Here is a 26,357-nt window from a genome sequence, read left to right as displayed (position 1 = left end):
GAAGAGGGCGCCGGCGAAAGCCGCCTAGCCTACGCGGACCGGACCAAGTTCGGGATCGAGGTCTCTCGGCCGTGCGAAATGAACCAGTTTGCCGCAACCCTGCGCAAGGTCGGACCAGCTATCGATGGCAAGTTCGAGGACGGCGTATGCCGCTGTCGGATACTTCTGCATGACTTCCGAGAACAGATCGTTCTCCGCATCAGGCGCGACAAGGTCCAGCGCCAGTTCCTGAAGGCCGGGATTGTGACCCATCAGCAGGATCGCATCTGCCTCGTCGTCGCAGGTGTTCAGAAGCTGGATCAAGGTGGCGCTGTCGGCGAGATAAGCGCTCTCCTCGTAGCGAACCGGCATTTCGAGCCCGCTGGCTTCGAGTGTCAGCTTCACCCGCTCTGCGGGGCTCGCAAGAACCATGTCCCACGCGCCGCCCTGCTGGCGGATGTGATCGCCCATCAATCGCGCGCCCTTACGGCCACGATCGTTGAGCCCGCGGTCGAAATCGCGCAGGCTCATATCGTCCCAGTCTGATTTGGCGTGGCGCAGCAGGCCCAGGCGTTTCACTCGCGCGCGTCCTCTTTCAATGTGGTGTCGGCGCACGAAACACCTGCCGCGACGCGTTGTAAAGCCTCGTCCAGCGTCAATCGGATAACAGGCACCCCGGGAGGGAAGGCGGACAGCAGGCGGGAAGGGAAGGCGGGCGACAGGACAATGAATTGGCCTGAGTCCTCGCGGCTGCGGATCAGACGGCCGAAGGCCTGCGCCAGGCGTCCGCGAATGATCGAATCGTCATAGGCGCTGCCGCCGCCCGCAGCACGGCGCGCGCGGTGCAGGATGCTGGGCTTGGGCCAGGGAACCTGCTCCATCACCACGCAGCGCAGCGAATGGCCGGGAACGTCCACCCCGTCGCGCAGGGCATCGGTGCCCAGCAAGCTGGCGCGCGGGTCGTCGCGGAAAATGTCCACCAGTGTGCCGGTGTCGATGGGGTCGACGTGCTGGGCGAACAGCGGCAGGCCCTCGCGCGCAAGCCGGTCTGCGATGCGGCCGTGCACTGCGCGCAGGCGCCTGATCGCGGTGAAAAGGCCGAGCACGCCGCCGCCGCTGGCCTCGATGATGCGGGCGTAGGCTCCGGCAAGGCTGGCCAGGTCGCCTTTCTTCACGTCGGTGACGATCAGCACCTGCGCGCGCGATGCGTAGTCGAACGGGCTGATGGCATCGGCCAGTTTCGGCTGCACCTCGATATGCGGAGCGCCGGATTTCGCCACTGCGCTGGGCCAGTCCGGGCCATCTTCCAACCGATCTGTCAGAGTCGCGCTCGTCAGCATCACGCCATGTGCGGGTTCAAGCACGACGCGGGCGAAGGGTTTCATCGGGTCGAGGAAGCGGCGGTGGAGCCCGATGTCGAACTCGCGCGATTCGTTGCGCTCGACGGATAGCCAGTCGACAAATTCCGGGTCCGCCGGGCCGCCGAGCCGCCCCAGCAGCGCTTCCCAGGCCGCGAGGGTATCGATCCGCCAACTGAGAGAGAAGCGCGCGCCTTCGATCCGCGCACGGCCCTGGCCATCCAGCCAGTCGGGCGGGTCTTCCAGCATTGCTTCCAGCCGGACGCCGAGCTTGATCAGCGGCGTGCGGATTTCTGCCAGCGCCTGCGCCGCCATCTGTGCCCGCTCGACGAAATCGCCTTCCAGCCCCGCGGCCTCGGTCTCGATTCCGTAGCCCGCATCCAACGCGCCGCTTTCGTCGCGAGCGTATGCAACGGCGCGCACGGCGGCGAGCAGGCGCTCGATCTCGCCCGATGGTTCGTTCTCGGCCAATCGCCCGATCCAGCCTTCGCCGGGCAGGGCCTGCGCCGCCTCGCATGCTGCATCGATGGCCGCGCCGCCGGCCTCGTCATAGCTGGCAACGTCCGCCAGACGGGCGGCGAGGCCCCGCCTGCGTCCCTTGGAGCCGCGCTCCGGGCCGAGGATCCAGCGCTTGAGTTCGATCGCCTCCTGTCCAGTCAGCGCAGCGGCGAAAGTGGAATCGGCAGCATCGAATACGTGGTGCCCTTCGTCGAACACGATGCGGGTGGGGCGTTGCGCGTGGTCGCGCCCGCGTGCGGCATTGACCATTACGAGCGCGTGATTCGCGATCACGAGGTCTGCCTGCGCGCTCGCTCTCGATGCGCGTTCGATGAAGCATTTGCGGTAGTGCGGGCACCCCGCGTAGATGCATTCGCCGCGCTGGTCGGTCAGGCTGCGGATGGCGCGCTGGCGGAACAGCGTGCCCAGCCAGCCGGGCAGGTCCCCGCCGATCATGTCCCCATCCTGCGAATAGGCGGCCCACCGCGCCACCAGCTGCGCCAGCACTGCCGCGCGTCCACCGAAGCCGCCCTGCAGCGCGTCCTCCAGATTGAGCAGGCAGAGGTAGTTCTCGCGCCCCTTTCGCACCACCACGGGGCGCGAGCCGTCGGGGCGGCGGTCGGGCCATGCGCGGCTGGCTTCGCTGCGAAGCTGGCGTTGCAGGTTCTTGGTATAGGTGGACACCCAGACGGTGCCGCCCGACTTCTCGGCCCATAGCGAGGCGGGCGCGAGATAGCCCAGCGTCTTGCCGATGCCGGTGCCTGCCTGCGCCAGCAGCACGTGCGGCTTGTCCCGCTTCTCGCGCGGGGCGAAGATGTTGCCGGCCTGGCCAGCGTAGGCGCGCTGGCCCTCGCGCTGTTCCGCGCCTTCGCCTGTCAGCCGTCCGAGCTGGCCCAGGATCGCGGTTTCGCCCAGCAGGACCTGCCCGGGTGGCGGACGCTCGCCTGAATCCTCCCACTCCGGCAGCCGGGAGAACAGCCACTTTTCCGCCCGTTCCGGGCGTGCCACGTGGGGAGAGAGGACCGCCGCCCACGGCCAGCGCAATCGTGACAGCGATTGCAATGCACTCCACGCTCCTTCACGCGCAGCCCAGTCTTCACTCTCGCAGGTGGCCAGCAGGCGCGCGGCGGCCTTGCGCAACATGCCGGGTACCTCGGCACCGTCCTCCGGCTCCGGCAGGTCCAGCGCGTGTGCCAATCCCTTCGGGGTCGGCACGCAGAACCGTGCCGGGTGGACGAAGGCGAAAAGCTCCAGCAGGTCGAGGCCGGAAAGATCGGGATAGCCCAGTCGCGTCGCCACGAGGGGGGCGTTGAGGATCAGATGCGGCGTATCTGCCGCGGCCATCACGGCTTCGCCCTTCGACGCGGCCTTTACGGACCCTTCGGGACCGCACAGCCAGCTCCCCGCATGACTGGCATGCAGGGCCGGGAGCGGCACGTCTTCGATGGGGAGGGCGGGGGTGGCCATTTCCTTCCACTACCGCCCATGAGAACGAAATGTAAACGGATAGGACGCGTGGAACTCGTGGAAGAGCGTGGCGAAGTCATGCTCTGAGCTCCTTTTACGCGGGCGAGCGAGGGTAAATCCGGCCTTAGGTATAAGCCGTAAGGCGTCTTCATGGCGGCTCGGGTAAAGCTGGAACGTCGAGAGACGAAGGAGACCGACCATGCGCAAGATCTTTGGTGCCGCCGCCGCTTGCGGAGCTATCGCAATGACCGCGATGCCGCTCTCCGCAGAGCCGTTCGGCGAGGAAAGCCATGACGTCGTCCGCCAGCACAACGCCGCTTATACAGCAGGCGATTTCGACCGGTTCCTGGAAACTTTCGCCGAGGACGCTGTCGTGATCGTGGAAGGACACGAGTATCGCGGCAAGGAGGCCATTGCTGCCAGCTACGCGCCTAACTTCGGACCCGGTGCGCCTCGCGCCCGGATAGAACAACAGGGCCGGGCCTCGGGCGGAGGGATCGTACAACGCGAATCCTATGTCTTCGGAGACGGCACGGAAATCTGCTGCACCGTCACGGCGATCTGGGTGGAGGATGGCCGGATCAGCCGCATCCTGGTGGATACGGGCGGCATCACCGGCTAAGCGATCATCAGCCGATCGTGTCGCGCCCCTCGCCGCAGGTGTTGCCGCGATATCGCACCCGCTCACGTTTGTTCAGCGCAGCGAAACATGATCTTTGCCTAGGCGTTCAGGATCATGGCTCGCATACCGTTCCTTGCTGTTTCAGCGGCGCTGTTGCTGTCTCCTGCCGTGGCGCACGCGCAGGATGGCGGCGGGCAGCCGACGCCCGCGCCAACGCCCACGCCGTCATCGCAGCCGATCGAGCGCGTCCAGGGTGTGCCCGACGATTTCACCCTGCAACCACAGGCCGATACAGTTCGCCGCAATCGGAACGAACCGACGATCCAGCCACTGCCGCAGCCGAGCGCGGTTCCCCGACAAGTTGCGCCGACGCCGTCCCCGACCCCGTCGCCGACTTTGGCAGCTCCCGTCGCCACGCCTTCGCCGCGACTTACGCTACCTGCGCAGCGGGTCGAGGAAACTACTCCGCAGTCCCCGTCGCCAGTGCAGCGTTCGACCGAACCGGTGGATGGGCAAGCACCGCTGGAAGAGCCTGAAACTTCTGTTACGACAGGGCCGGATATCGCGGAAGAGAGCGCATCACCGAACGCTTCGGTCCCATCTCAAGTGCCCGCGCCCGTGGCGCAGGACAGTGCTGAAACATCTTGGGGTTGGCTCGCCTGGCTTCTGGCAGGTGTGCTGGCGATTGCCGCATTGGCGGCGGGCGCATGGTGGTGGTTGCGCCAGAAGGGCGAGGTTGGCTTCACGGTCGAGAAGATCGAGCCTTACCGGCCGCCCGAAGCTCCCCCGGCTTCCGAGCCTGCGCAATCGCGTCCTGAACCCGAACAGCAGCCAGCCGCGCCGCCGCGGCCTGCAACGCCCAATCCATCAGGACTCGTTCAAGCAAGCCGGCCGGCCTCGACCGCGAATACGGGTGGCTTCGTGACTAGCACTATCTCCACACGGCCACGACAGCCGCAGCCTTCGCAGCCGCCCCAGGCACCGCGCCGCTACACCTCTCCCGACGGTCGTATCGTGACGTCGCTCTCGCCAAGTCGCCGCGACGGCGACTAGCTTCGCGGCACGCAGGTCCAGTTCGACGGATCGTTAGCATCGCCGGCACCGTCATAGCGGGCGACGTCGGGCCAGGCGCAGTGCGGGCGCACGAGATCGCTGTCGGCCTTGGTGCCGATCAGACGATCAGGAGCGGAGCCGCTTTCCAGCCAATCTTCCATCGCGCCGAGGTAATCGATACGGTCGGCACCCGGCCCACCGGCGCAGTGACCCATGCCGGGGACGAGGTAATAGCTGAACTGGCCGGGGGCCTCGGTGTTCTGCGCATTCACCGCGCGGGCATAGTCGTTGGAGAGGACCGGGCTGGGCCCTGCGTCGTTCTCGCCATGCCAAAGCATAAGTTTGCCGCCGCGTTCGAAGAAGGCCGAGAGATCGGGGTTCTTCGCCTCGTACATCTCGGCGAAGTCCGAATCCCGCACGGTCATGTAGTTCGCTTCGGAAAAGTTCTCCCAGTCCACGGGATTTGCGCCGAAGATTACCGGTTGCAGCCCCATCAGGCCGCCGCCGCGCGTTGGATCGGCGTTCTGGCCGCTGCCGTCGGCGCGATTGAAGAAGCCCCACGCGGCCTCTCCGCCGCGGCTCATCGGGTGCATCATCCAGCTGCCGTCAGCCGCCTTACGACCGTTATAAAGCGTATTCAGCGCATCGACCTGCTGCGGGCTGAGGCAGCCCTCGCTTTCGCCCGGCGAGCATTGCAGAGCGCGCGGTTGCCACGAACAGGCGCGCGGATTGTTGATGAGGCCGTCTTCCAGTCCATCGTCTGCGTCGCAGGCAGCAACGGCAGCGTCCTGGACCATCTGCAGCTCGGGCATGGTGAACGCGGCTTGCGGCTGGGCAAAGGTCTGGTTGCGAAACACCGCGCTGGTCTGCACCTGCAGCGTGTAGACTGGCGCGCCGACAATCACGGCGTCGTAATCGGCGGGGTAACGCTGCGCTTCCATCAGGCCCATGCGTCCGCCGGTGGAGCAGCCGGAATAGACGGCGGTGTCGTGCGTCCGGCCATAGAAACGTTCGGCAATGTTCTTGCCCGTCCGTGTCATCTCGTGAATGGCGCGGTAGCTGAAGTCGGCGGCCTGCACCGGGTCGATGACCCACTCGTTACCCCAGGGATTGGTGCTGGTGTGCCCGCCGTTGGTCTGCATCACGGCATAGCCCTTCAGCAGCCCATCGCGCGCCGCATCGAGCGAAGTGTTGCCAAGCCAGGCACCGCCGCCAATTCCCAGCACGTTGCCGTTCCAGTCCTCCGGCAAGCGGTAGACGACGCCGATGTCCGATCCCTCTACCGGGTTCAGCGTGGCCGTGACTTCGCAATAGGAGGGGAGGCCCTCCGCGCCCGGCACCCAGATTGTGGAGAGTGCCAGATCGCCTGCTTCCTCGGTCGCCAGGAATTCGCACTGGTTGGCCGAAAGAGCCACACCCCGCGGGTTTTCAGGCACGTCCGTATCGGCAGTGGTGCAGGCGGCCAGGACGGCAAGGCTGGTGGTGACGGCTAGAGCGCGCATAGGCTGATCCCCCAAGAGTTTTTCTTCCGGAGAACAGGGCCGGTCCCGGCCACACGCGTCGCGGCGCGCCTGCCGAACACCATCCTTCCTTCTCCCTCGAGAGGAAAGATGGCACAGCAGACGCGCCGCGCCAATTGCTTTCGTTGACTTAGTCCGCCGTTTTTTCGACCGCGACCTGCTCGATCCGCAGCGGCTCGGCGAAATAGTTGGTCTGGATCGGGAAGGGGATGCCGATGCCCGCTGCATCGAGGCCCTTCTTGATCGCCTTGATCGCCTCGCTCTTGGTCTGGCGCAGGTCGCGCGCGGCGGACTGGGCATACCACTGGACGAGGAAGTCGATCGAACTCCCGCCAAATTCCTGCGCGTAGACAATGATCGGGCGATCATCGACTATGGCATCGACGGTTTTCATCGCTTCCTCGATCACCCGCTGCGCTTCCTCGAGATCCGCATCGTAGGACACACCTACGACGATCTCGTTACGACGCACGGTGTCGTCGGTCAGGATCTGCACCGCGTTCTTGAACAGCATCGAATTGGGCATGATCGTCAGCTCGTTGGAAAGCTGGCGGACGTAGGTTTCGCGAAGGGTGATCTTCTCCACCTTGCCTAGCACGCCCTCGACCTCGATCAGATCGCCGATGCGCATCTTCTCGCGCAGCATTATAAGCACGCCTGCGAGGAAATTCTCGAATATGTCCTGAAAGGCAAAGCCGATGGCTAGCGCGCCGATGCCGAGGCCCGCGATAAGTCCCGCAGGCGTGAAACCGGGAATGGCGACGATCAGCGCGAGGATGATACCAGCGATCCAGATGGCCAGCCGCACCACGGTTTCCACCAACTGCCGCAGATCTTCGCGCATGCTGGACTTGCCGGTGGCCTTGTTGGCGATGCGCACCGCAAACTTGGCTACGATCCAGGTGATGATGAGGACAACAAGGGCAATGGCCAGGTTGGGAAGGATGGCGATGAAGCCTGTCCACATGCCCATGACCTGGTTCTGCAAAATCTCGATATAGTTCAAATGAACCCCCGGTTTTTCGTTCTTTCGTTATCAAATGTTGCGGTGCCGTTCAGGTTCCGGTGAAGACTTCGCGCTTGCGAAACCTTTCGGCTTGGGCGATGGGCGCAGCCCATGTTCAGCACCGATCTCATCGACGCCGCCCGCAAGTCCAAGGCATGGCCTTTTCAGGAAGCCCAGCGCCTAGCAAAGCGTTACCCGCAGGGTAAACCCGGCGGAAAGCCCGTGCTGTTCGAAACCGGCTATGGCCCTTCGGGCCTGCCGCATATTGGCACCTTCCAGGAAGTGCTGCGCACCACGCTGGTGCGCAAGGCCTACGAGATCGTGGCGGCTGCCGACGACGGCACGCCCGCGCCCACGCGGCTGGTTGCCTTTTCGGATGACATGGATGGCCTGCGCAAGGTGCCGGACAACGTGCCCAACAAGGCGCTGCTGGAAGAAAACCTGCACAAGCCGCTGAGCCGCATTCCCGACCCGTTCGAGAAGTACGAGAGCTTTGCCGCGCACAACAACGCGATGCTGCGCGAATTCCTCGACCGCTTCGACTTCGAGTACGAGTTCATCGCCGCCTCGGACAAGTACAACTCCGGCGGGTTCGACGATGCGCTGCGCGGCGTTTTGCGCAACAACCAGTCGATCCTCGACATCATGCTGCCCACGCTTCGCGCCGAACGCGCGGCGACCTACTCGCCGATCATGCCGATCTCGCCCAAGACCGGCCACGTGCTGCAGGTACCTGTCGAAGTGGTGGACGCGGACGAAGGCATCGTGCGCTTCACCGACAGTGACGGAGAGGTGATCGAGCAGAGCGCGCTGGGTGGCATGGCCAAGCTGCAATGGAAGGTCGATTTCGCCATGCGCTGGGTCGCGCTGGGCGTCGATTACGAGATGTACGGCAAGGATCTGACCGATACCGGCGTGCAAAGCGGCAAGATCGCCCGCGTATTGGGCGGGCAGAAGCCGGAAGGGCTGATCTATGAGCTGTTCCTGGACGAGAAGGGCGAGAAGATTTCAAAGTCGAAGGGCAACGGCCTGACGATCGAGGAATGGCTGACCTACGGCTCCGAAGAGAGCCTCGGTTTTTACATCTTCCCCAATCCCAAGAGCGCCAAGCAGCTTCACGTCGGCGTGATCCCGCGCGCGGTGGACGATTACTGGCAGTTCCGCGAGCGTATCCCCGAGCAGGATATCGACAAGCAATTAGGCAACCCTGCATGGAACCTGCTGCGGGTGAAGGATTCCAGCGGGTCGCAGCCGCCCATCGGCGCGGGCGACAGCCTGCCTGTCACCTATGGCCTGCTGCTGAACCTTGTCGGCGTGCTGGGTGCCGAGGCGACGCACCAGCAGGTCTGGGCCTATCTCGGCAATTACATGCACGACATGGACCCTGACGATCATCCCGACCTGTTCCGGCTGGTCGAGAAGGCGCTGGCCTACAATCGTGACTTCATCGCGCCCACTCTCGTGAAGCGCGCGCCCGAGCCCAGCGAGGCGGAGGCGCTTAAGGCGCTGGACGCGAAGCTGGCCGAAGTGCCGGCCGACATGGCTGCAGAGGACCTGCAGACGATCGTCTACGAGATCGGCAAGGACGAGGCTTTCGGCTTCGAGAACCTGCGCGACTGGTTCAAGGCGCTGTACGAGACTCTGCTCGGTTCCTCGCAAGGCCCGCGCATGGGCAGCTTCATCGCGCTTTACGGCGTCGAGAACACTCGCAAGCTTATTGCAGAGGCGCTTGTTCGCTAGCGCCTAGTTCTACTGGCCTAGTTCCCCTGGCCTAGTTCCATTGGCGGGTGCGATACCACTTCGTGATAATGTATTTGGCGCCCGCCTGGACCGGGCGTCCTGCGTGAATCGTCATCGGGTTGGTCGTGCCATCCGGTCTGGCGTTGTTCCAGATGAGCAGCACGCCGGGCTTCGGCTCCAGTGAAATGCCGAGATCGACGAAGTCGGTCGTGCCGCCCGCTTCCACGTCGTTCAGGAATACCATCGTGGTGAAGCTGCGCTGTCCGCCGCGGCCCATCTCGAAGTCCCAGTAGCTGGTGCCGGGATGGAACCAGTCGTGGTGCGGCTGAAATTCCTGGCCCGGCATGTATCGCTGGCCCTGGATGGTTTCGCCCCACTCGGGTTCGATACCCAGCAGATCGTCGATCCGCCTTCCGATCTTCTTCACGAAGGGATCGTGCGGATCGACATCGCCGGAATAGCTGGTGCGGAATCCGGAATCGTAGCTCAGGTCGAAAACCTTGCTGGGCTTTGCCGTCGCGTCGATCAATTCCATCATCTTCGTGCATTCGGCAGGCGACATGAAATCGCCCAGTGCGAACAGTTCCACATCGTCGGACGGTACCTTGTAGATGGCCGGGTTGGCAGCCAGTCGGTCCCGCACTTTCGCGCCAAGGGATTTCAGCCGCGCCTGATCCGTATTGGGGGGGAACTTGCTCTTCGTCTCGCTTGCCATGATGCCACCGCTTTTCCATTCCTCGGCACCTTAGGCAAGACCGGAATGCCGGATGCCGGACATGGAAAACCCCCCGCCCACAGGGAGGGCGGGGGGTCCATTGCCGGCCACTCGCTCCGGCAATCCCTTGTTCTGGCTTACCAGAAGAAGTCGTAAATCACGTCCACCACTTCGCCGGTGTAGACATCCACCAGGATCACGTCGTCGTAGTAGCGGACCCAGCGATAGGGGCCGTAGACTTCCGGCAGGCGATACTGCCAAGGGTCGTTGATCCAGTAGCGGCTGCCGAAGAACAGGCTATCGAGATAGAAGCCGATGCTCAGGCGACGGTAGCTGTAGTTGCGATAGGGGCTGTAGTAGCGACCCAAACGATAGAGGCTGCGGTTGTGGGAGCGGTAGTAGTTCCAGTTGTACCGACGGTCATTGCGCCAGGAGTTACGGTTCCAGCGGCGATAGTCACGGCGCGCCTCCCGACGATCGCGGCGATAATCGCCCCTGTCACCGCGGTAATCCCGCCGGTCACGATAGTCGCGGCGCTGGTCGCGATCGCGATAGCGGCGCTGGTCGCGATCGCTGTAGCTGCGGTTACGATCCCGGTCGCGGTAGCTCGTATTGCGCGATGTTACGTACCGGTCACCGCTGCGGATGTTATCCGCCCGGCGATCGCCGCGACGCTCGATCCGCTCGGCACGGTTCTCGCTACGACGGTCGATCTGGCGCGCGGCGCGATAGTCGCCATTCCGGCGAGCCTGTTCGGCGGCGCGGTCGCCACGGCTTTCGACGCGGTCGGCACGACGCTCGCTGCGGCGGTCGACCTGCCTTGCCTGGCGCTGGACGTTCTCACGACGCTCGCGAGCCTGCCGCATTTCGGAACGGTCGTACTGGCGATTGTTGTCGCGGCGGGCAGTACGGGCTTCGCCGCGGTTGCCGCGCCTTTCCTGGCGCGCTTCACGGCGTTCCTGCCGTGCCTCGCCGCGATTCCCGCGTTCACTGCGCTGCTGGCCGTCATTGAAGCGCTGTGCTTCCTCGGACGCCTCGGCCGTATCGGGCAGCATCGGCACAGCCATGGCGACGGCAAGGGCAGCAAGGCCAACGGATTTGAAAAGGTATGTGAGTTGCATCGCAACATCTCCCTTGGACTGGACCACTGCCGCCCGAGCGCTGCGGCTGCAAAAGTCGTTACGTTTCATTCGATGTCGCAAGTTGTAACGAGTCGTCATGAGCGTTAACTGAACCACCTTGTTTGCTTAACGTTCATGTTAACGATCACTTTCCTGAACAAGGTTTCGAGAAGGATATGACCATCGAAACGCTCGATAACATTCGCGACGATATCGCATTCCGGCTGAACGAGGGCGCAACCAGTCGGAAGTCGGCGATGCATACGCCGGTTGTGGCAACTGCCGATGCCGACGCGCGGGTGATGGTGCTGCGACAGTTCGACAGGGTCGGCTGGCGGCTGCGATTTCACACCGATGCGCGCTCTCCCAAGGTGGATGTGATCGGAAGCGGCGCGCCGGTGGGGGTGCTGTTCTACGATCGGGAGGCAAAGCTGCAGGTGCGCTGCCGTGGGCGCGGCTGGATAGAGCGCGATACGCCGCTGGTGGACGATGCCTGGGCGAACAGCACCAACTTCGCGCGCCGCTGTTATCTGGGAGAAGGGCCCGGTGCTATTTCCGACACGCCGACCTCGGGCCTGCCAGCGCAATTCGAGGGGACGGAGCCATCGGATGAGGAGCTGAATCCGGCGCGAGAGAATTTCGCCGTGCTGCTGGTGGAGCTGGAGGAGGCCGACTGGTTCAGCCTTGCCCACACCGGCCACCGCCGCGCGATCATCCAGCTTGCAAGCGGCGCGGGGCGCTGGGTTTCGCCCTAACCTGGAACACATGGAACACTGTCCAAGGGTGAAAAACCGGCGGGGCGTTTCCGGCGGTTTCCTGCGGGTTTGCGAGAAGGGAAGGGCGGTGTGCATGGCGCGAGGCTGTCCGATGATTGGGAGGGTGTAGGACATCCAATTCCGTCATCCCGGACTTGCTCCGGAATCCCGCTTCCCACTCGCGCCCACCTGAACGGCGGACCCCGGCTCTGTGGCCGGGGTGACGGGAGTGGTCAGCGCCGCTTGAAGCCTTCGGCCCCCTGCGCCTTGGCCTCACTACGCTCGATCCGCTCCACCCGCGCAGCGGGCGGGCCATCCCGCATCTTGCCGATCATGGCCTCGACAGCATCAGGCGACCCCTCGAGATGCGCCTCCACCGTCCCATCGGGCAGGTTGCGCACCCAACCGCTCACGCCGAGTCGGCGCGCGGTGGACACGGTCCAGTCGCGGTAGAATACGCCCTGCACGCGGCCGTGGATGATGAGATGGGTTGGCATCGGCAACGTCCGCTTTTGGGAAATTCTCTCGAAAAGCTCAATGTCTGATTATGGGTGGGAAGCGGACATTCGCCCGCTACACCACTACGGTGCTTCCTGAACGTGTCGTTCCTCGTACAATTTAAGGCTTTCGTCCCAATACGTGTCGAGCAAGCCATTATCCTCTGTCATCCAAGGCCCCAACCTCTCGATCTTGGATGGGATAATTGTGAGCCTGTCATCTGCTAATACGATCCGCCCCTGAATCGAGAACTCCGCAACCACCATGTATTCTTCGTAATTGTCTGCAGGATAAAGGTTGATCCACCTATCTTCTCCCAAGCCGACTGCCCAGCCACATCGCTTGTCAATAAAACCCGTTACACTTCCATGACCCGATACGACTTCCATGACCTCACCTGTCCAGTCGATGTCAACACCCTGCCAAAAATGTGGGTTGTGGGGCATATTGCAGATGGTTTCGGGCGTTTTGCCGCCGCAGCTCACGCAAAAGGCAGCGATCACAAATGGCGCGACAGGTTTGATGCAATTGCGCATACTTCAAACTAGCAGCCTTTCCCATGTCCGCAATCGGGTCGTTACCGGCTGGTCCGGTTTTGGACCAGGGCGGCAGCAAGCAGACGGTCGGTTAACAGCGATGCCGCAGCGTGGCGACAGTAGCCGCTTTTGGGTGGAGAGATGACGAAAAAAGATGCTCGTGCTACCGCGTCCCCATGAGGGTAACTTTTTTCTGTTTCGTGCTCGCTGCGATCTTAGCATGGGGCTCTGCGATCCTGTTTGTGGGATGGCGGGCCGTAGGGCAGATCATAAGTTTTGATCCGCCCTTGTTTTCTGCGATCATGCTTTTGATTGCCGCCGCACCGTGGCTGTATCACCTATACGAAAAAGATCAGTCATCCTGACGTCCGCAATCGGGTCGTTAGCGGTCAGTCTGCTAACGACCCGATTACAGCAGTTACCGCGTCAGCTTCTTGTACTGCACCCGCGTAGGCCGGTCCGCCGCATCGCCCAGGCGACGGCGCTTGTCTTCCTCGTAGGCTTCGAAGTTACCCTCGAACCATTCGACGTGGCTGTCGCCTTCGAACGCGAGGATGTGCGTGGCGAGGCGATCGAGGAAAAAGCGGTCGTGCGAGATCACCACGGCGCAGCCGGCGAAGTTCTCGATGGCCTCTTCCAGCGCGCCCAGCGTTTCCACGTCGAGGTCGTTGGTCGGTTCGTCCAGTAGCAGCACGTTGCCGCCCTGCTTCAGCATCTTGGCCATGTGCACGCGATTGCGTTCACCGCCCGACAGCTTGCCGACGTTCTTCTGCTGGTCCTGCCCCTTGAAGTTGAATGCGCCGACATAGGCACGGGTGCTGGTGTCGTGACCGTTCACCTTCATGTAGTCGAGCCCGTCGGAGATTTCCTCCCAGACGTTGTTCTTGGGGTTCAGGTCGTCGCGGCTCTGGTCGACATAGCCAAGGTGCACGGTCTCGCCGATCTCGATGGTGCCGCTGTCGGGTTCTTCCTGCCCGGTGATGATCTTGAACAGGGTGGACTTGCCTGCGCCGTTTGGCCCGATCACGCCCACGATACCGCCCGGCGGCAGCATGAAGGACAGGTCTTCGAACAGCAGCTTGTCGCCATAGGCCTTGGAGATGTTCTTCGCCTCGATCACCTTGCCGCCAAGGCGTTCGGGAACCTGGATGACGATCTGCGCCTTGCCCGGCTTGCGGTTGCCCATCTCGTCCTGCAACTGGTCGAACTTGCGGATACGCGCCTTGCTCTTGGTCTGGCGGGCGGCGGGGGTCTGCCTAATCCACTCCAGCTCGCGCTGCAGGGCCTTCTGCTTGCCCGATTCCTCGCGGCTTTCCTGCTCCAGGCGCTTGGCCTTCTTTTCTAGGTAGGTCGAGTAGTTGCCTTCGTAGGGATAGTACGAACCACGGTCGAGTTCGAGGATCCAGCCCACCACGTTATCGAGGAAGTAGCGGTCGTGGGTGATCATCAGCACGGCGCCCGCGTATTCCTTGAGGTGCGTTTCCAGCCACTGCACGGATTCCGCGTCGAGGTGGTTGGTCGGCTCGTCCAGCAGCAGGATGTCCGGCTTCTGGATCAGCAGGCGGGTGAGGGCGACGCGACGCTTTTCACCGCCGGAGAGGTTGCTCACCTCGGCGTCGGACGGCGGGCAGCGCAGGGCTTCCATCGCGATTTCCAGCTGGTTGTCCAGCGTCCAGCCGTCGACAGCGTCGATCTCTGCCTGAAGGGCGGCCATCTTGTCGCCAAGCGCTTCGAAGTCGGCATCGGGTTCGGCCATCTGCGCGGCGATGGCGTTGTACTCGTCCACCTTGTCTGCCGTTTCGCGGGCGCCGTCCTTGACGTTTTCGAGCACGGTCTTGCTTTCGTCCAGCTGCGGTTCCTGCGGCAGGTAGCCGACCGTGATGTTCTCGCCCGGCCATGCCTCGCCGGTGATGTCTGTGTCGATACCGGCCATGATCTTCATCAGCGTGGACTTGCCCGCGCCGTTTGGCCCGACGATGCCGATCTTCGCCCCGCGATAGAACTGCAGGTTGATGTTGGAGAGCACCGGCTTCTGCGCACCGGGGAAGGTCTTCGTCATGTTCTTCATGACATATGCGTATTGGGCGGCCATTTTCGGTCCTTGTCGCGGGAATCTGGATGTGAATTGGATTTGGGGCGCAGATAGGGGTTTGGCTTGCGCTGGGCAAGCACCCAGAGGAACGGGCGGGTGCGCCGGCGGTTTACAAGGGTATGAAGAACCGCCCGATCCTCGCCGCCATCCTTTCCCTCCCTCTGCTGGCGATGGGTGCGTCGGCCATGGCGCAGGGCGGTCCAGGGCTATCGGTGACGCTGCCCAAAAGCATCACGCAGGATCAGCTGGGCGAGCGCGACATGGAAGTGCTGGCGGTGCAGATCATGCTGGACCGCTCGAACCATTCGCCCGGCGTCATTGACGGCTTCAACGGGGGCAACACGCAGCGCGCGGTCGCGGCCTTTCGCCGTAATCATGGCATGAGCGAAGGCGGCGGGATGGACACCGAGTTCCTGCGAGCCTTGCTGGAGCAGGAAACCGGCGAGATGTTCCGCACCTACACCATCACGCAGGACGATGTTGATGGGCCTTTCTACGATGTCCCATCCGATTTCGCCGAGCAGGCCGATATGGAGCGTGTGGGATACGAAACGCCGCGCGAATTGCTGGCGGAGCGTTTTCACATGGACCAGGGTTTCCTCGCTGCGCTCAATCCCGATGCGGATTTTTCCCGCGCGGGCGAGCGGATCGTCATCGTGGCGCGCGGACGACGAAACCTGGCGGGAGAGGTCGCCCGGATCGAAGTGCGCAAGGAGCGCGGTGAGGTTGCCGCGCTGGACGCGTCCGGGGCGGAACTGGCGACGTTTCCCGCCACCATCGGCAGCAGCGAGTTTCCCAGTCCCAGTGGCCGCATGACCGTGAGTGCGGTGGCCCCCGAAGCGAATTACACTTTCGATCCTGAAGACCAGCGCTGGGGGCCGGAAAAGACCTTCATCATCCCGCCCGGCCCGAACAACCCTGTTGGCGGAATCTGGATCGATCTTGGCAAGGACGGCTACGGCATTCACGGCTCCCCCGATCCGCAGTTGATCGGTAAGACTGCCAGCCACGGATGCGTCCGCCTGACGAACTGGGATGCGCAGGCGCTGGCCGAGGCCGTATCCCAGGGCGTCGAAGTGGAATTCGTATAGTTAAGTTGGGCTGAAATTCGGCCGATCGTGCAACAGCTTAGCAGAGCATTTACCTTTGCTTCCTAGTCCTCGCACAAGGGAGCAGGTTTCTTTACATGCGCGAACAGATTCTCGGGCTGATTACACCGCTGACGGCGGTCGTCTTCATGGCGACCTTGCTGATCATGTGGCAGCGCGGAGGCATGGGGCGGCATGTGCTCGCCTTTGCCGTGGGCTACGGCTTCTTCGGTCTCGGCTTCGGTGTCACACACCTGCTGCCGACAGATTCGCCATTCCTGTTCCACACGACACAGCTTTTCTACGCGCTGGCGTCCGGTTGTCTCATCTGGGGCGTGTGCGACCGCGCCGGTGTCCACCTGAGCGTTTCCGCACTTGCCATCACTTACATTGGCGCGGCCTTTGCGCTCGTGGTGGCTGTGCTCTTGTCCAGCGACGCCGGGCCGCGGCTTGTGATCGTGAATACCGGCTACGGCGTGATGTTCGTGATCGGGACCGTAACCCTGCTCGGCTCCGCCAAGCGGGAATGGATCGACCGCCTCATAATCGCCGCCCTGGCAATCAATGCGGCGGATTTCCTGCTGCGTCCTAGTCTCACCTTGCTGGCAGAGGGAGCGATCCCGGTTGCCGAATACCGCGAGTCGATCTATTACTCGGTAATCAATCTCGTGCTGACGGTGAAGGCGCTGGGCGTTGCCATGGTGCTGATCGGGGCCTGCTTCGTGGACCTCGTAAACAGCGTGCGCGACCGTGGCAACTTCGACGCGATGACGGGCCTCAGGATGCGCCACGCGTTCGAACGGGAAGTCAATGCCCGGCTGACCATCGCCGCGCGCGACAGCCTGCCGGTCAGCATGGTCGTGGCCGATATCGATCACTTCAAGCAGGTCAACGACCTGTGGGGCCACCAGGCGGGCGACGAGGCAATTGCCGCATTCGGGAAGCTACTCGGCAACATGATCCGTGACGAGGACGTGGCCGGCCGCGTGGGCGGTGAGGAGTTCTGCATCCTTGTCTGGGATTGCCAAGGCGACGCCGCTGCAAGGCTCGCAGAGCGGATACGGCGAGCTTTCTCGCTGACCGTGCATCCCGCACTTGGTGAAGGCATCTGCCTTACCGCCAGTTTCGGCGTGGTCGAGCGTGCTCCGCGCGAGAGCTATCATGGCATGTTCGCACGCGCCGATGCGGAGCTCTATCGCGCCAAGAACGGCGGACGAAACCGAGTGGCCAGCGAGGGCGGCGCAGGTCAGCCCGACTGGGGACACGAGGCCGAAAATGTCGTCACGCCCCTGTCACGCGCGCAGAGGGCTGCCACCGCATAGGCCGAAATCCGGTATTGGAGCGGCAAGAGCGAGTCGCCACATGCGTCTGATGGAATTCGCGATTATCGGTGCTGGCATGGCTGGTCTTAGCTGCGGTCAAAGGCTTAATGCCGCAGGCCACGGCGTGCGTCTTTTCGACAAGGGACGCGGGCCTGGAGGGCGCATGTCGTCGCGCCGCGCCGAAGTGGACGGCACGGTCGTGCAGTTCGATCACGGAGCGCAGTATTTCACAGCCCGCGACGAACGTTTCCTGCGTCAGGTAGAAATGTGGGAGGCCGACGGCATCGTCGCGCCGTGGCCAGCTGCGAGGGAAGACGCCTGGGTTGGCACGCCCGCGATGAACGCACCGGTCAAGGCGATGGCGGAGCGTGCGGACGTCACCTTCGGCGCGCGCATCGAAGGTATCCGTGCAGTGGGCACCGGATGGAAGCTTTGCGGACCTGACGCGCCGCGCGAAATCTTCGACGCCGTTATCTCCGCGATCCCGGCTGAGCAGGTTCCCGCGCTGCTGGCCGCCAGCGCGCCGGAAATGGCCACTCTGGCCGAGCAAACCGTGTCGGAGCCGTGCTGGACAGTGATGGCGGTGTTCGCCGAACGGCCTGACTTGCCCGATACCCTGCGCGATGCAGGGGCCATCGGCTGGGCGGCGCGCAATGTTTCGAAGCCCGGCCGCAGCGAACCGGAATGCTGGGTGGTGCAGGGGTCACACCAATGGTCTCGCACCAATCTGGAAGAAGAGCGCGAAGTGGTGGCCATGTTGCTGCTCGAGCAATTGAAACAGCACGCAGGTGGAACTCTGCCGGAAATGCTCCACAGCGACGCCCACCGCTGGCGCTACGCCATGTGCGGTGATGCGGGGAAGGGGGCGCTTTGGGACGCGTCACGCCATATCGGTGCCTGCGGAGACTGGCTGCATGGCCCGCGTGTGGAGAACGCCTATCTATCCGGCTGGGAACTGGCGCAGCGGGTGCTCGATAGTGCCTGATCTCGTCGTCTGGTATGATGGCGCCTGCCCCCTGTGTCGGCGCGAGATTTCCGGAATGCGTAAACTCGACAAGCGCGGGGCCATCGAATTCGTGGACGTGAGCGAAGAGGCGTCGGAAGCCTGTCCGCTGTCGCAGGAGGAACTGCTGGCGCGCTTCCATGCACGGGAGAACGGTCGCATTCTCAGCGGTGCCGCGGCGTTTGCCGCAATGTGGCGCGCCATCCCGCTGCTGAGACCGCTGGGCGAGGCTGCGCGCTTCCCGCCGTTGCTCAGGCTACTGGAGCGCCTCTATCGCCGGTTCCTGCTCATTCGCCCGCGTTTGCAAAGCTATTTCGCCAGAAAGGATGCCGCATGAGACACCCCGAACCCGATCCGGTGAAGGCCGGCCAGGAAAGCGTGTGGGACTATCCGCGCCCCGCGATCGCCGAGCCGACCCGTGCCCATATCGTGATCGAGCACGGCGGCCGGGTGATCGCCGATACCCGCAATGCCGTGCGCGTGCTGGAGACCAGCCATCCGCCGAACTACTATATCCCGCCCGAGGATATTGCCGAAGGTGTGCTGCGGCGCGCAGGTGGCACGTCTTTTTGCGAGTGGAAGGGCGCGGCCCGTTATTGGGACGTGGTGGTGGACGACGACGTTCTGGAACGCGTCGGCTGGTCCTATCCCAGTCCCACGCCCGGCTTTGCCATGCTCGCCAATTTCGTCGCCTTCTATGCAGCGCCGTTCGATCGCTGCCTTGTCGATGGCGAGGAAGTGATCCCACAGCCGGGCGAATTCTACGGTGGATGGATCACCAGCAAGGTCGCCGGGCCGTTCAAGGGCATTCCCGGAAGTCGTTTCTGGTAAAACTTGGCAAGCGGCGCGCGCGGCGTTAGCGCGGCTGCCATGCAAAAATATTATCTTGCGGCGGTTGCCGCCGTATCGCTTGTCCTGCCCGCCGCTGCGCAGGCAGACCACCACCAGAACACCGTCGCTGCGCAGGCGGATCACGCGCTGGACCATGATACGACGGCGTGGGATTTCCTGGAGGGGATCACTACCGAAGTCGGCCCTCGCCAGCCGGGCACCGAGGCCGAGGCGCGCGGGCGCGCATGGGCGATGGACTGGCTGACCGAGCGCGGCTTCGCCAATGTGGCGGACGAGCCGTTCGCCATGCAGACGTGGGTGCGCGGCGAGGAAGAGGCGCGCATCACCGCCCCGTTCGCACAACCCATGCATATCACCGCACTTGGAAACACGGCCTCGACCGGGCCTGACGGGATCACGGCGGAGGTTGTCTACTTTCCCAGCTACGCCGATCTGGTCGCCGCGCCAGGCGGCAGCCTCGATGGAAAGATCGCTTTCATCAGCCATGACATGCGCCCGACGCAGGATGGCTCCGGCTATGGCTTTGCCGGGCCTGCCCGCTGGACCGGGCCGGGAGTGGCTGCAGGGAAGGGCGCTATCGCCACGGTCATTCGCTCCATCGGCACGGAGAACCATCGCACGCCGCACACGGGCGGCACTAGCTTTGCAGAAGGCGTGGAAGCGACCCCGGCTGGCGCCTTGTCAAATCCCGATGCCGATAATCTGGAGCGCATGTTCGCCCGCGCCGATGGTCAGCCGATCATGATGCACCTGACGCTGACGCCGCAATTCCTGGGTGAGACCATGAGCGGTAATGTTGTGGGCGAGATCGTGGGCCGCGATCCCTCGCTGCCGCCGGTGCTGGTGGCATGCCACCTCGACAGCTGGGACCTAGGCACTGGCGCTATCGACGATGCGGCAGGCTGCGGGATCGTCGCATCCGCCGCGCTCAACGTGGCGGAAGCTGGCCAGCCGCTGCGCACGATCCGCGTGCTGATGGCAGGCGCGGAAGAAACCGGCCTGTGGGGCAGCGAGGCCTACAGCGCCGCGCATATCGACGAGCCTATTGCCGTGGGGCTCGAAAGCGATTTCGGTGCTGACCGAGTGTGGCGTTTCGAAAGCAACTTCCGCGAGAGCAATCCCGGTCTCCACGCGTTGCTTGCCCAGTCGGTCGCGCGTTTCGGTGTTGCCAATTCCACCATCGTCGCCAGCGGCGGTGCGGACATCAACATCTCGCGCGACCAGGGCGGGGCGATTATCGACCTGCAGCAGGACGGCACCCGTTATTTCGAATTGCACCACACGCCGGACGATACGCTGGACAAGGTGGACCCGGACCAGCTGCGCCAGAACGTGGCCGTTTGGACGCAAGTGGTGGGCATCCTCGCCAACGAGTCCGGCGATATCCAGACCGGCGAATAGACAGGCAAATAGGCGCTCTATCCGCTTGCCCGATGGTGGTCGGGCGGTTAGTGGCGCGTCTGCACGCAAGGCAATGTGGGCCTGTAGCTCAGCGGTTAGAGCTGGCCGCTCATAACGGCTAGGTCGCGGGTTCGAATCCTGCCGGGCCCACCACCTTGCGTGCAATGCCGCAGAAAAGCGTAGATTATTGTAGATTCAAGGCTTTTCTCGTCGAACTGTGACACATATGCGTGACATATGGATGACGAAATGGCGAACTTTCCCGGATTGATAAAGCGCGGCAAGGATGGCGTGTAGCAACTGCGGAAGCGCGTGCCAGCGGACCTCGCACATCTCGATCAACGACAATCGATTCGCCTAAGCCTCGGTACAAAGGAGAAGCGCGAGGCGATACGGCGCTATCCTCTAAAGCTAGCCGAAATTGAGGCGGGTTTTGATGCCCTTCGTGATTAGTTGCAGAAATCGTCCGCTATGCAGACAGCGCTCGCGAGGGGAAGGATCGAAGACCTTGGCAGGAAGGCACTAGAGTCCCTCGTGGCGAATTGGTGGGCAGGGCGCGAAGCTTTTCGTGAACCCGATTGGTCCGAGGAGCAGACGGTCAATGAGGCCAAAGCCTCGATTGAGGAGGAGGCGAACCTTGTTGCGCGGGCCGAAGGTGAAGCAAGCGGCAGCCAGGGGCAATTGGCTCTATTCGATTGACGAAATCGACCTGACTACCACCTTCTTTATCCTACGGCCGGGCATTTCAGTCTGCTTTATTCTCGGGCCTTCTCTCTGGAAAATTTCAAACGTGGCTCAACCGAGACAGGAGAGGCCGCTTCCCACCCAAGATTAGCCCTTGCGGCTGGCTCAAAGCCTGACAAGAGCGGATAGGCTGCAAGCGACCCGATTGCGGACAGTTCGTAACCAAGCCTAACGCTGCTGATCGAGGCGCGCCAATTGTGCAGCACCAATAACATCACTTGGAGACGCATGCGGCTCCGCCGCAGGTTGCTCCAGCGAGATCGCCAAGGTGCCGCCTTCTCTGGCGATCTGGCGTTGTTCGCTGGACAGAGCGATCTCTGAGTTTGCACTGCGGGTAGCGAAACCAAGTGAGCGCGGATTACCGGTGCTATCGAGCAACCAGAGCTGGGGGACGCGTTGGGGATCAGGAATATCGGACAGCTTTACATAGAGCGTGCCGGTGTCGTTGTCGTAAAGAGCAGATACCAGGGATGTCGCATCGCCGGAACTGATCTGGGCTATGCTGAGGTTCCCCTGCTCGTAGGGCGGAACAGGTGCTTCGGCGACAGCGGGCGTGTCAGTCGGCAGGGCAGGCCGGTCGAACAACCATAGACCAGCGAATGCGATCGCAGCGAAGGAAGCCGCCAAGGCGGAGTATTGCCAGAAGCGGGATGCAGGAGCGGATTGGAAACTATTCCTAGTCGCCGTAACTCCCGATGCTTCCGATGCTTCCGATCTCTGCAATCCCAGTCCGCGGGAAATGCGCTCGTAGGCATCTGCGGACGGTCCCTCAGTAGCGAGCTCATCAATCCAGCCGGAGCCTTCGGCCAACCACCGATCTGCTTCCTGCGCGAACGCGGCGTCGGTCAAGTAAAGCCGCTCCGCCTCGGCGTGGTCTGCCCCTTCAAGCAAGCCGAGAGCAAACTCGGCTGCAAGCAGGTTGCGTTCCGCGTCAGTGAGAGGCCTGTTGCTCATGGTTGCATCTTTGACTTCAAATGCCGGATGCCGCGCCGGATACGGCTCTTGACCGTGCCGAGGGGGAGATTCTCCCGCTCAGCTATTTCCGAGTATGTCAGTCCTTCATAGAAAGCGGCGCGAATGCATTGAGTGCAGGCGCTATCGTATTGGCCTACTTCCTCCATTGCGCGTTCACCCTCTACCTGCGTTGCCAGCGCATCATCCAGCAGATCACCTTCGTCCTCCTCGATCGCAATAAGATATTTCTCTCCATCGAGATTGTCACGCCGGCCGCGGGCCCGAACCCGATCAATCGCGGTGTGGCGCGCCATCATCATCAACCAGGGGATAGCCTTGCCGCGTTCGCGATCGAACGCCTCTGCCCGGTTCAAAACCTTGATGTATAGTTCCTGTAATACGTCTTCCGCTGCCTCGCGGTTTCTCACGATACCGAGAATTATCGCGTAGAGTTTCCCGGAGGTCGCCTCGTAGAACTGCGGAAATGTCGACAAGTCACGGCGCGCGATGCGCTCTAGATGCCCTGCAACAAGGCTCTCTGACGTGTTCTCGGCCACGACCACCAACCGCCTCGCATTCACAAAGTTCCTGATCCTTTTCCGATTACGGGAAAGAAATCGGCCAACCCGAAATCCGAATTCTGAAACGCCACGTATCCATCATAGAGCGGCAACAATCGTTCCCGCTCCCAAGCGCGACTGCGCGCTCTGACACGGGGAGTTCACAGATGAGAAGGAATGCAAAACTGATGGCGGGGGCGGCAGGGCTGATCCTGGCCGTCGGTGCCACCCAATTGCTGCCGGGCCTCGGCCTAAATGCAGCAGATCACCTTGATCCGCCGGGCCGAACTGACCCCAGCGTTGACAGCACGCCGGACCGTGCGGCCGACATCGCCGATCTTTACGCCTGGCACACCGACGACAGGATCAATCTTGTCCTTACTTTCTCCGGCCCGCAGGCGACCGACCAGCCGGCCACATACGACCCCGACGTCCTCTATCAGATCTACATCTCCAACGCGGGCGATAGGGCCAGCACGGAAATCCCGATCCGCGTTCGCTTCGGCACCGGCTCAATGACCGACGAGTTCGGCGTTCAGGTCTCCAATGTCCCTGGCGTATCAGGCGCAATCGAGGGCCCCGTGGAAACCAACCTCACGCAGGATGGCGTGATGGTCCGCGCCGGCCTGTTCGATGACCCGTTCTTCTTCGATCTGCAAGGTTTCATGGAAACCGCGAGCACGGGCGACCTGAGCTTTTCAGCCGACCGTGACTTCTTTGCCGGGCTCAACCTGACGGCCGTTGTCATCTCTATACCGCGACAGCGAATCGAGAACGGTGACAATCTCATCGACGTTTGGGCAGACACCTCGCGCTTTGGAGGACAACTCTGATGATCCACACAACTCGCAAAACCTTGCGCACGCTCGCCATGGCCCCCGCACTCGCAGCCATCGCGCTGCTTCCGGCCTGTTTCGATGACGATGACGACGACATGGTAGTGGCACCCACCCCAACACCGACAATGTCACCGACACCGTCCCCTACTCCCACCCAGGCATCGTTCGACGTGACGCCATGCCTGCAGCAGGAGATTCCCGGAACTGGCGGCTTCACGGTGGCAGACGCGGTGGTGCCTGACACCTTGACGCTCAATCTCGCTGCTGCGGCAGGTTTCCCCAACGGTCGCCAACCCGCCGATCCGGTCGTCGATGCGACACTGGCAGTGATTTTCCTGGACCTGTCTGTGCATAGCCCGTTCACGCTGGCAAACCTTCCACTCAATCCTCCGTCGAACGACGTGTCGTTCCGGGATGATTTCCCGTTCCTGGCACCGCCGCAAGGTTCTCCTCCCCTCGCTTCATCCGGTGGATCGAACTTCTCCTTCCGAGACGATCCGCCCGGCACTTACGTTCGCGTCGACCGCATGGGCATGCCGGCAGTGGCAACGGTGCTGATCGGTTCGGACCAGAAGATCGCCTATAACGATGCAAGGCCGCAGGACGATGTGACCGGACAATTCGTTCCCGAACTTACGGAACAGCTTACCGGCCTCACAAATGCACTGGCGGACGATCTGACCGCTGCGGGCCTGACTCCCTGCGCGACGGCGAGCTGATCGTGAGCGGCGGATCAACAGGGGAAGACCCCGTCGCCGCGAAAGACCGCACCCATTGGAGGGGGCTGGCGCTCAAGGCGCTGGCCCTTTCCGGGGCTGCTGTCTTGGTCGTTGCCGGAGCCGACGCTATATGGGGTGGCGGCGAAACAGCTATAGCTGCTGTGAATTTGCCCCCTGCCAGCTTCGGTTCCGGCAATTTCGGCGAGGAACTTGCTTCCGCTGATCGCCGGATGTCTCTGGCCAACGAAAGAGTCGAGATCGCAGGCCCGCAATGGCTGCCGCTTGAAGCGCTCGCGCGTGCGCAGCTTGCACGCTTCAAACTAACGGCTGATCCGGCGGAGCTCGCCGCAGCTACTAGCAGCATCAAACTCGCAAGCACCATGGCACCTGAAGGCGCCGGACCGTTGCTCTCCTCGGCTGAAATAGCGATGGCAGGACATGATCTGGACGGCGCCCAAGCAAGTCTCGACGCGCTCGAAACCGCAGTGGTCCCGCCTAGTCGGACGGAACGCGCGACGGCTGCAGCGCTGCGCGGCGACATAGCTTTCTACCGCGGCGACATGGCAGCCGCTCAGGCTGCATATCAGCGCGCCGACGATATCGAACCGACATCAGGCACCGCCGTGAGGCGGGCACTCTTGCATCGCTCGCAGGGTCAATTCGACGAGGCGATCAGGCTATTGGTCGAGGCGAGCCGGAGGGACAGTTTGCGCACCCCCAGGGGCATGGCGTCTTACGCGCTACAAATCGGGATGGTCGAGAGCGCACGCGGCAACTTTGCGGCAGCGGCGGAGCGGTTTCGCGAAGCCGATCGGCTCTTCCCAGGCCATTGGTTGACGCATCTCTACATTGCCGAGGCCCAAGGCGTTGCCGGCAAATTCGATGAAGCGATTGCCACGCAAGAACGGATTGCCGAAGCCATGGGCGATCCGCAAGCCATGGATGCGGCGGCTTCGCTATATCTTGCGCAGGGCGATGAAGCGTCGGCACGGCAACTGACAATCCGGTCCGCGAGGATCTGGCGAGAGAGGGCCGAGATGATGCCGATGGCCTACATAGCCCACGCATTTGAGAACGAGCTAGCGTTCGGCGATCCAGAAAGAGCCTTAGCTTTGGCATTGGAGAACCTGTCGCATCGACCTTACGGGGACGCTCACATCCTGGTTGCAGAAGCCATGCTGGAGACGAACCGACCGGCTGAGGCGCGCGCGCACCTAATGGAAGCTGAGGCTCAAGGTTGGCGTAGCGCGCCCCTCTACGCGCGATTGTCCGACGCGGAGAAATTGCTTGGGAACGAAGCGGCGGCGGATGAAGCTGCCCAAAAGGCGCGCGAACTCAACCCGCATATCTTCGATCCCGTCATGGGAAGGCTCTGGTTCGGCCATGGCTAGCTCATTGCTTCAGCTGAGTAAGGAACTGGAATGAATTTTCATAACTGTCCGAACTGTGGTTATCAGCTGCGCCAATCCGGGCCTCTGACCTATGGAAACGTCGCGCTGTACGAGGATGGATTAATCTACCTCAACGGCGAATCTGTAGAATTGGCGAGGACCCAGTATGAGGTCGTGCAGGCTCTTGTTCGTGCAAAAGGGCGCGGACTGACGCTGGAGAGCCTCGCGAGCCTGATCGATGATGAGATTGAGGAGGTGACGGTTCGTCAATATGTCAGGCGTGCGAGGCTGAGTCTCAGCGAAGTCGATCATAACTTCGATCAAATCGAGGCTCTATGTGGCTTCGGGGCATATCGGTGGAAGCATAGGCCGATCACCTCAACTCGGTTTCGGCAACGAAGGTCACGGTATCGCAGCCATGACCACGTAACCATCCTTCAAACCGAGCACTAACCAGTAATTATCACTTTCGAAGACGGAACGTTTTGGTGGCCAACATCAATGTCCGCGTTCCACTCATCTGA

The 26,357-nt window shown here is 62.6% G+C and carries 27 protein-coding genes and 1 tRNA gene; 17 read left to right on the top strand and 11 right to left on the bottom strand.

The features are described 5' to 3' along the window. Positions 1 to 24: 24 nt before the first annotated feature. Both D4Q51_RS04620 and D4Q51_RS04615 read right to left on the bottom strand, forming a co-directional pair. Positions 25 to 558, bottom strand: a complete 534-nt coding sequence (locus D4Q51_RS04620; protein ID WP_120076588.1) for a SixA phosphatase family protein — start codon at positions 556 to 558, stop codon at positions 25 to 27. After that, the gene (locus D4Q51_RS04615) at positions 555 to 3,302 is read right to left on the bottom strand and encodes an ATP-dependent DNA helicase (protein ID WP_205689435.1); all 2,748 of its coding nucleotides are present in this window, start codon (positions 3,300 to 3,302) and stop codon (positions 555 to 557) included. Before D4Q51_RS04615 ends, D4Q51_RS04620 begins: the two co-directional genes overlap by 4 nt. A gap of 199 nt (positions 3,303 to 3,501) precedes the next feature. Here D4Q51_RS04615 and D4Q51_RS04610 point away from each other — a divergent pair, with 199 nt between their 5' ends. Together D4Q51_RS04610 and D4Q51_RS15635 are read left to right on the top strand one after the other, a co-directional pair. Beyond that, a complete protein-coding gene (locus D4Q51_RS04610) occupies positions 3,502 to 3,924 on the top strand; it encodes a nuclear transport factor 2 family protein (protein ID WP_120076587.1) in 423 nt (140 codons plus the stop codon). 114 nt (positions 3,925 to 4,038) lie between these two features. Beyond that, the gene (locus tag D4Q51_RS15635) at positions 4,039 to 4,977 is read left to right on the top strand and encodes a hypothetical protein (protein ID WP_162925145.1); all 939 of its coding nucleotides are present in this window, start codon (positions 4,039 to 4,041) and stop codon (positions 4,975 to 4,977) included. On the opposite strand, the gene D4Q51_RS04605 is transcribed toward D4Q51_RS15635, so the two are convergent. Further along, positions 4,974 to 6,479, bottom strand: a complete 1,506-nt coding sequence (locus D4Q51_RS04605; protein ID WP_162925144.1) for a tannase/feruloyl esterase family alpha/beta hydrolase — start codon at positions 6,477 to 6,479, stop codon at positions 4,974 to 4,976. The two genes, D4Q51_RS15635 and D4Q51_RS04605, sit on opposite strands and share 4 nt — an antisense overlap. Before the next feature lie 148 nt (positions 6,480 to 6,627). Further along, the gene (locus D4Q51_RS04600; protein ID WP_120076585.1) at positions 6,628 to 7,503 is read right to left on the bottom strand and encodes a mechanosensitive ion channel family protein; all 876 of its coding nucleotides are present in this window, start codon (positions 7,501 to 7,503) and stop codon (positions 6,628 to 6,630) included. 111 nt (positions 7,504 to 7,614) lie between these two features. Between D4Q51_RS04600 and D4Q51_RS04595 the strand changes: the two genes are divergently transcribed. Beyond that, positions 7,615 to 9,243: a lysine--tRNA ligase gene (locus D4Q51_RS04595; protein WP_120076584.1), complete on the top strand. Its 1,629-nt coding sequence runs from the start codon at positions 7,615 to 7,617 to the stop codon at positions 9,241 to 9,243. Positions 9,244 to 9,274: 31 nt separating this feature from the next. On the opposite strand, the gene D4Q51_RS04590 is transcribed toward D4Q51_RS04595, so the two are convergent. Both D4Q51_RS04590 and D4Q51_RS04585 read right to left on the bottom strand, forming a co-directional pair. Continuing rightward, a complete protein-coding gene (locus tag D4Q51_RS04590) occupies positions 9,275 to 9,958 on the bottom strand; it encodes a prolyl hydroxylase family protein (RefSeq protein ID WP_120076583.1) in 684 nt (227 codons plus the stop codon). A 137-nt stretch (positions 9,959 to 10,095) separates the two neighbouring features. Continuing rightward, on the bottom strand, positions 10,096 to 11,079 hold the full coding sequence (locus tag D4Q51_RS04585) for an RcnB family protein (RefSeq protein WP_162925143.1): 984 nt from the start codon (positions 11,077 to 11,079) through the stop codon (positions 10,096 to 10,098). 176 nt (positions 11,080 to 11,255) lie between these two features. Between D4Q51_RS04585 and D4Q51_RS04580 the strand changes: the two genes are divergently transcribed. Then, a complete protein-coding gene (locus D4Q51_RS04580) occupies positions 11,256 to 11,834 on the top strand; it encodes a PNPOx family protein (protein WP_240624569.1) in 579 nt (192 codons plus the stop codon). Between the two features lie 233 nt (positions 11,835 to 12,067). Here the strand turns inward: D4Q51_RS04580 and D4Q51_RS04575 are convergent, their stop codons facing one another. From D4Q51_RS04575 to ettA, 3 genes are all read right to left on the bottom strand, one after another. Next, on the bottom strand, positions 12,068 to 12,331 hold the full coding sequence (locus tag D4Q51_RS04575; protein WP_120076582.1) for an acylphosphatase: 264 nt from the start codon (positions 12,329 to 12,331) through the stop codon (positions 12,068 to 12,070). An 84-nt stretch (positions 12,332 to 12,415) separates the two neighbouring features. Next, positions 12,416 to 12,868 carry a hypothetical protein gene (locus D4Q51_RS04570; RefSeq protein WP_162925142.1) on the bottom strand — a complete coding sequence of 151 codons (453 nt, stop codon included), beginning with the start codon at positions 12,866 to 12,868 and terminating at the stop codon, positions 12,416 to 12,418. Positions 12,869 to 13,286: 418 nt separating this feature from the next. Then, positions 13,287 to 14,960 carry an energy-dependent translational throttle protein EttA gene (gene ettA, locus D4Q51_RS04560; protein ID WP_120076579.1) on the bottom strand — a complete coding sequence of 558 codons (1,674 nt, stop codon included), beginning with the start codon at positions 14,958 to 14,960 and terminating at the stop codon, positions 13,287 to 13,289. A gap of 119 nt (positions 14,961 to 15,079) precedes the next feature. Between ettA and D4Q51_RS04555 the strand changes: the two genes are divergently transcribed. The 9 genes from D4Q51_RS04555 to D4Q51_RS04520 all read left to right on the top strand — a co-directional run bounded on the left by D4Q51_RS04555 (position 15,080) and on the right by D4Q51_RS04520 (position 21,325). After that, entirely contained in the window at positions 15,080 to 16,051 is a 972-nt protein-coding gene (locus tag D4Q51_RS04555; protein WP_240624568.1) for a L,D-transpeptidase family protein, read from the top strand. A 95-nt stretch (positions 16,052 to 16,146) separates the two neighbouring features. Then, on the top strand, positions 16,147 to 17,370 hold the full coding sequence (locus tag D4Q51_RS04550) for a GGDEF domain-containing protein (RefSeq protein ID WP_120076578.1): 1,224 nt from the start codon (positions 16,147 to 16,149) through the stop codon (positions 17,368 to 17,370). Positions 17,371 to 17,410: 40 nt separating this feature from the next. Next, the gene (locus D4Q51_RS04545) at positions 17,411 to 18,355 is read left to right on the top strand and encodes an NAD(P)/FAD-dependent oxidoreductase (protein ID WP_338068450.1); all 945 of its coding nucleotides are present in this window, start codon (positions 17,411 to 17,413) and stop codon (positions 18,353 to 18,355) included. Continuing rightward, complete coding sequence (locus D4Q51_RS04540) at positions 18,348 to 18,710, top strand: thiol-disulfide oxidoreductase DCC family protein (protein WP_240624567.1); 363 nt, start codon at positions 18,348 to 18,350, stop codon at positions 18,708 to 18,710. The genes D4Q51_RS04545 and D4Q51_RS04540 overlap by 8 nt, the downstream gene beginning before the upstream one ends. Further along, positions 18,707 to 19,204 carry a DUF427 domain-containing protein gene (locus D4Q51_RS04535; RefSeq protein WP_120076576.1) on the top strand — a complete coding sequence of 166 codons (498 nt, stop codon included), beginning with the start codon at positions 18,707 to 18,709 and terminating at the stop codon, positions 19,202 to 19,204. Before D4Q51_RS04540 ends, D4Q51_RS04535 begins: the two co-directional genes overlap by 4 nt. A gap of 39 nt (positions 19,205 to 19,243) precedes the next feature. Continuing rightward, positions 19,244 to 20,626: a M28 family peptidase gene (locus D4Q51_RS04530; RefSeq protein ID WP_120076575.1), complete on the top strand. Its 1,383-nt coding sequence runs from the start codon at positions 19,244 to 19,246 to the stop codon at positions 20,624 to 20,626. A gap of 77 nt (positions 20,627 to 20,703) precedes the next feature. Next, positions 20,704 to 20,779, top strand: a tRNA-Ile gene (locus D4Q51_RS04525). Between the two features lie 159 nt (positions 20,780 to 20,938). Further along, a complete protein-coding gene (locus D4Q51_RS16100; protein ID WP_420807526.1) occupies positions 20,939 to 21,079 on the top strand; it encodes a DUF6538 domain-containing protein in 141 nt (46 codons plus the stop codon). Positions 21,080 to 21,097: 18 nt separating this feature from the next. Further along, entirely contained in the window at positions 21,098 to 21,325 is a 228-nt protein-coding gene (locus D4Q51_RS04520; RefSeq protein WP_120076574.1) for a hypothetical protein, read from the top strand. Positions 21,326 to 21,538: 213 nt separating this feature from the next. Here the strand turns inward: D4Q51_RS04520 and D4Q51_RS04515 are convergent, their stop codons facing one another. Together D4Q51_RS04515 and D4Q51_RS04510 are read right to left on the bottom strand one after the other, a co-directional pair. After that, positions 21,539 to 22,324: an anti-sigma factor gene (locus D4Q51_RS04515; RefSeq protein WP_120076573.1), complete on the bottom strand. Its 786-nt coding sequence runs from the start codon at positions 22,322 to 22,324 to the stop codon at positions 21,539 to 21,541. Continuing rightward, entirely contained in the window at positions 22,321 to 22,881 is a 561-nt protein-coding gene (locus D4Q51_RS04510; RefSeq protein WP_162925141.1) for an RNA polymerase sigma factor, read from the bottom strand. The genes D4Q51_RS04515 and D4Q51_RS04510 overlap by 4 nt, the downstream gene beginning before the upstream one ends. A gap of 191 nt (positions 22,882 to 23,072) precedes the next feature. On the opposite strand from D4Q51_RS04510, the gene D4Q51_RS04505 reads away from it, so the two are divergent. Genes D4Q51_RS04505 through D4Q51_RS04490 form a run of 4 tightly spaced genes read left to right on the top strand, consistent with a single transcriptional unit; the run spans position 23,073 to position 26,286 of the window. Next, on the top strand, positions 23,073 to 23,717 hold the full coding sequence (locus D4Q51_RS04505; protein ID WP_240624566.1) for a DUF4331 family protein: 645 nt from the start codon (positions 23,073 to 23,075) through the stop codon (positions 23,715 to 23,717). Next, positions 23,717 to 24,442 (top strand): DUF4331 family protein, encoded by a 726-nt coding sequence (locus D4Q51_RS04500; protein ID WP_120076570.1) that lies wholly within the window; start codon positions 23,717 to 23,719, stop codon positions 24,440 to 24,442. Before D4Q51_RS04505 ends, D4Q51_RS04500 begins: the two co-directional genes overlap by 1 nt. Positions 24,443 to 24,444: 2 nt before the next feature. Beyond that, positions 24,445 to 25,833: a tetratricopeptide repeat protein gene (locus D4Q51_RS04495; RefSeq protein ID WP_120076569.1), complete on the top strand. Its 1,389-nt coding sequence runs from the start codon at positions 24,445 to 24,447 to the stop codon at positions 25,831 to 25,833. A 30-nt stretch (positions 25,834 to 25,863) separates the two neighbouring features. After that, a complete protein-coding gene (locus D4Q51_RS04490; protein WP_120076568.1) occupies positions 25,864 to 26,286 on the top strand; it encodes a winged helix-turn-helix domain-containing protein in 423 nt (140 codons plus the stop codon). The last annotated feature ends 71 nt before the right edge of the window (positions 26,287 to 26,357 follow it).

The sequence above is a fragment of the Aurantiacibacter odishensis genome (assembly GCF_003605195.1).
Classification (GTDB): Bacteria; Pseudomonadota; Alphaproteobacteria; order Sphingomonadales; family Sphingomonadaceae; genus Alteraurantiacibacter; species Alteraurantiacibacter odishensis.
This window is presented reverse-complemented; position numbering and strand designations above follow the sequence as displayed.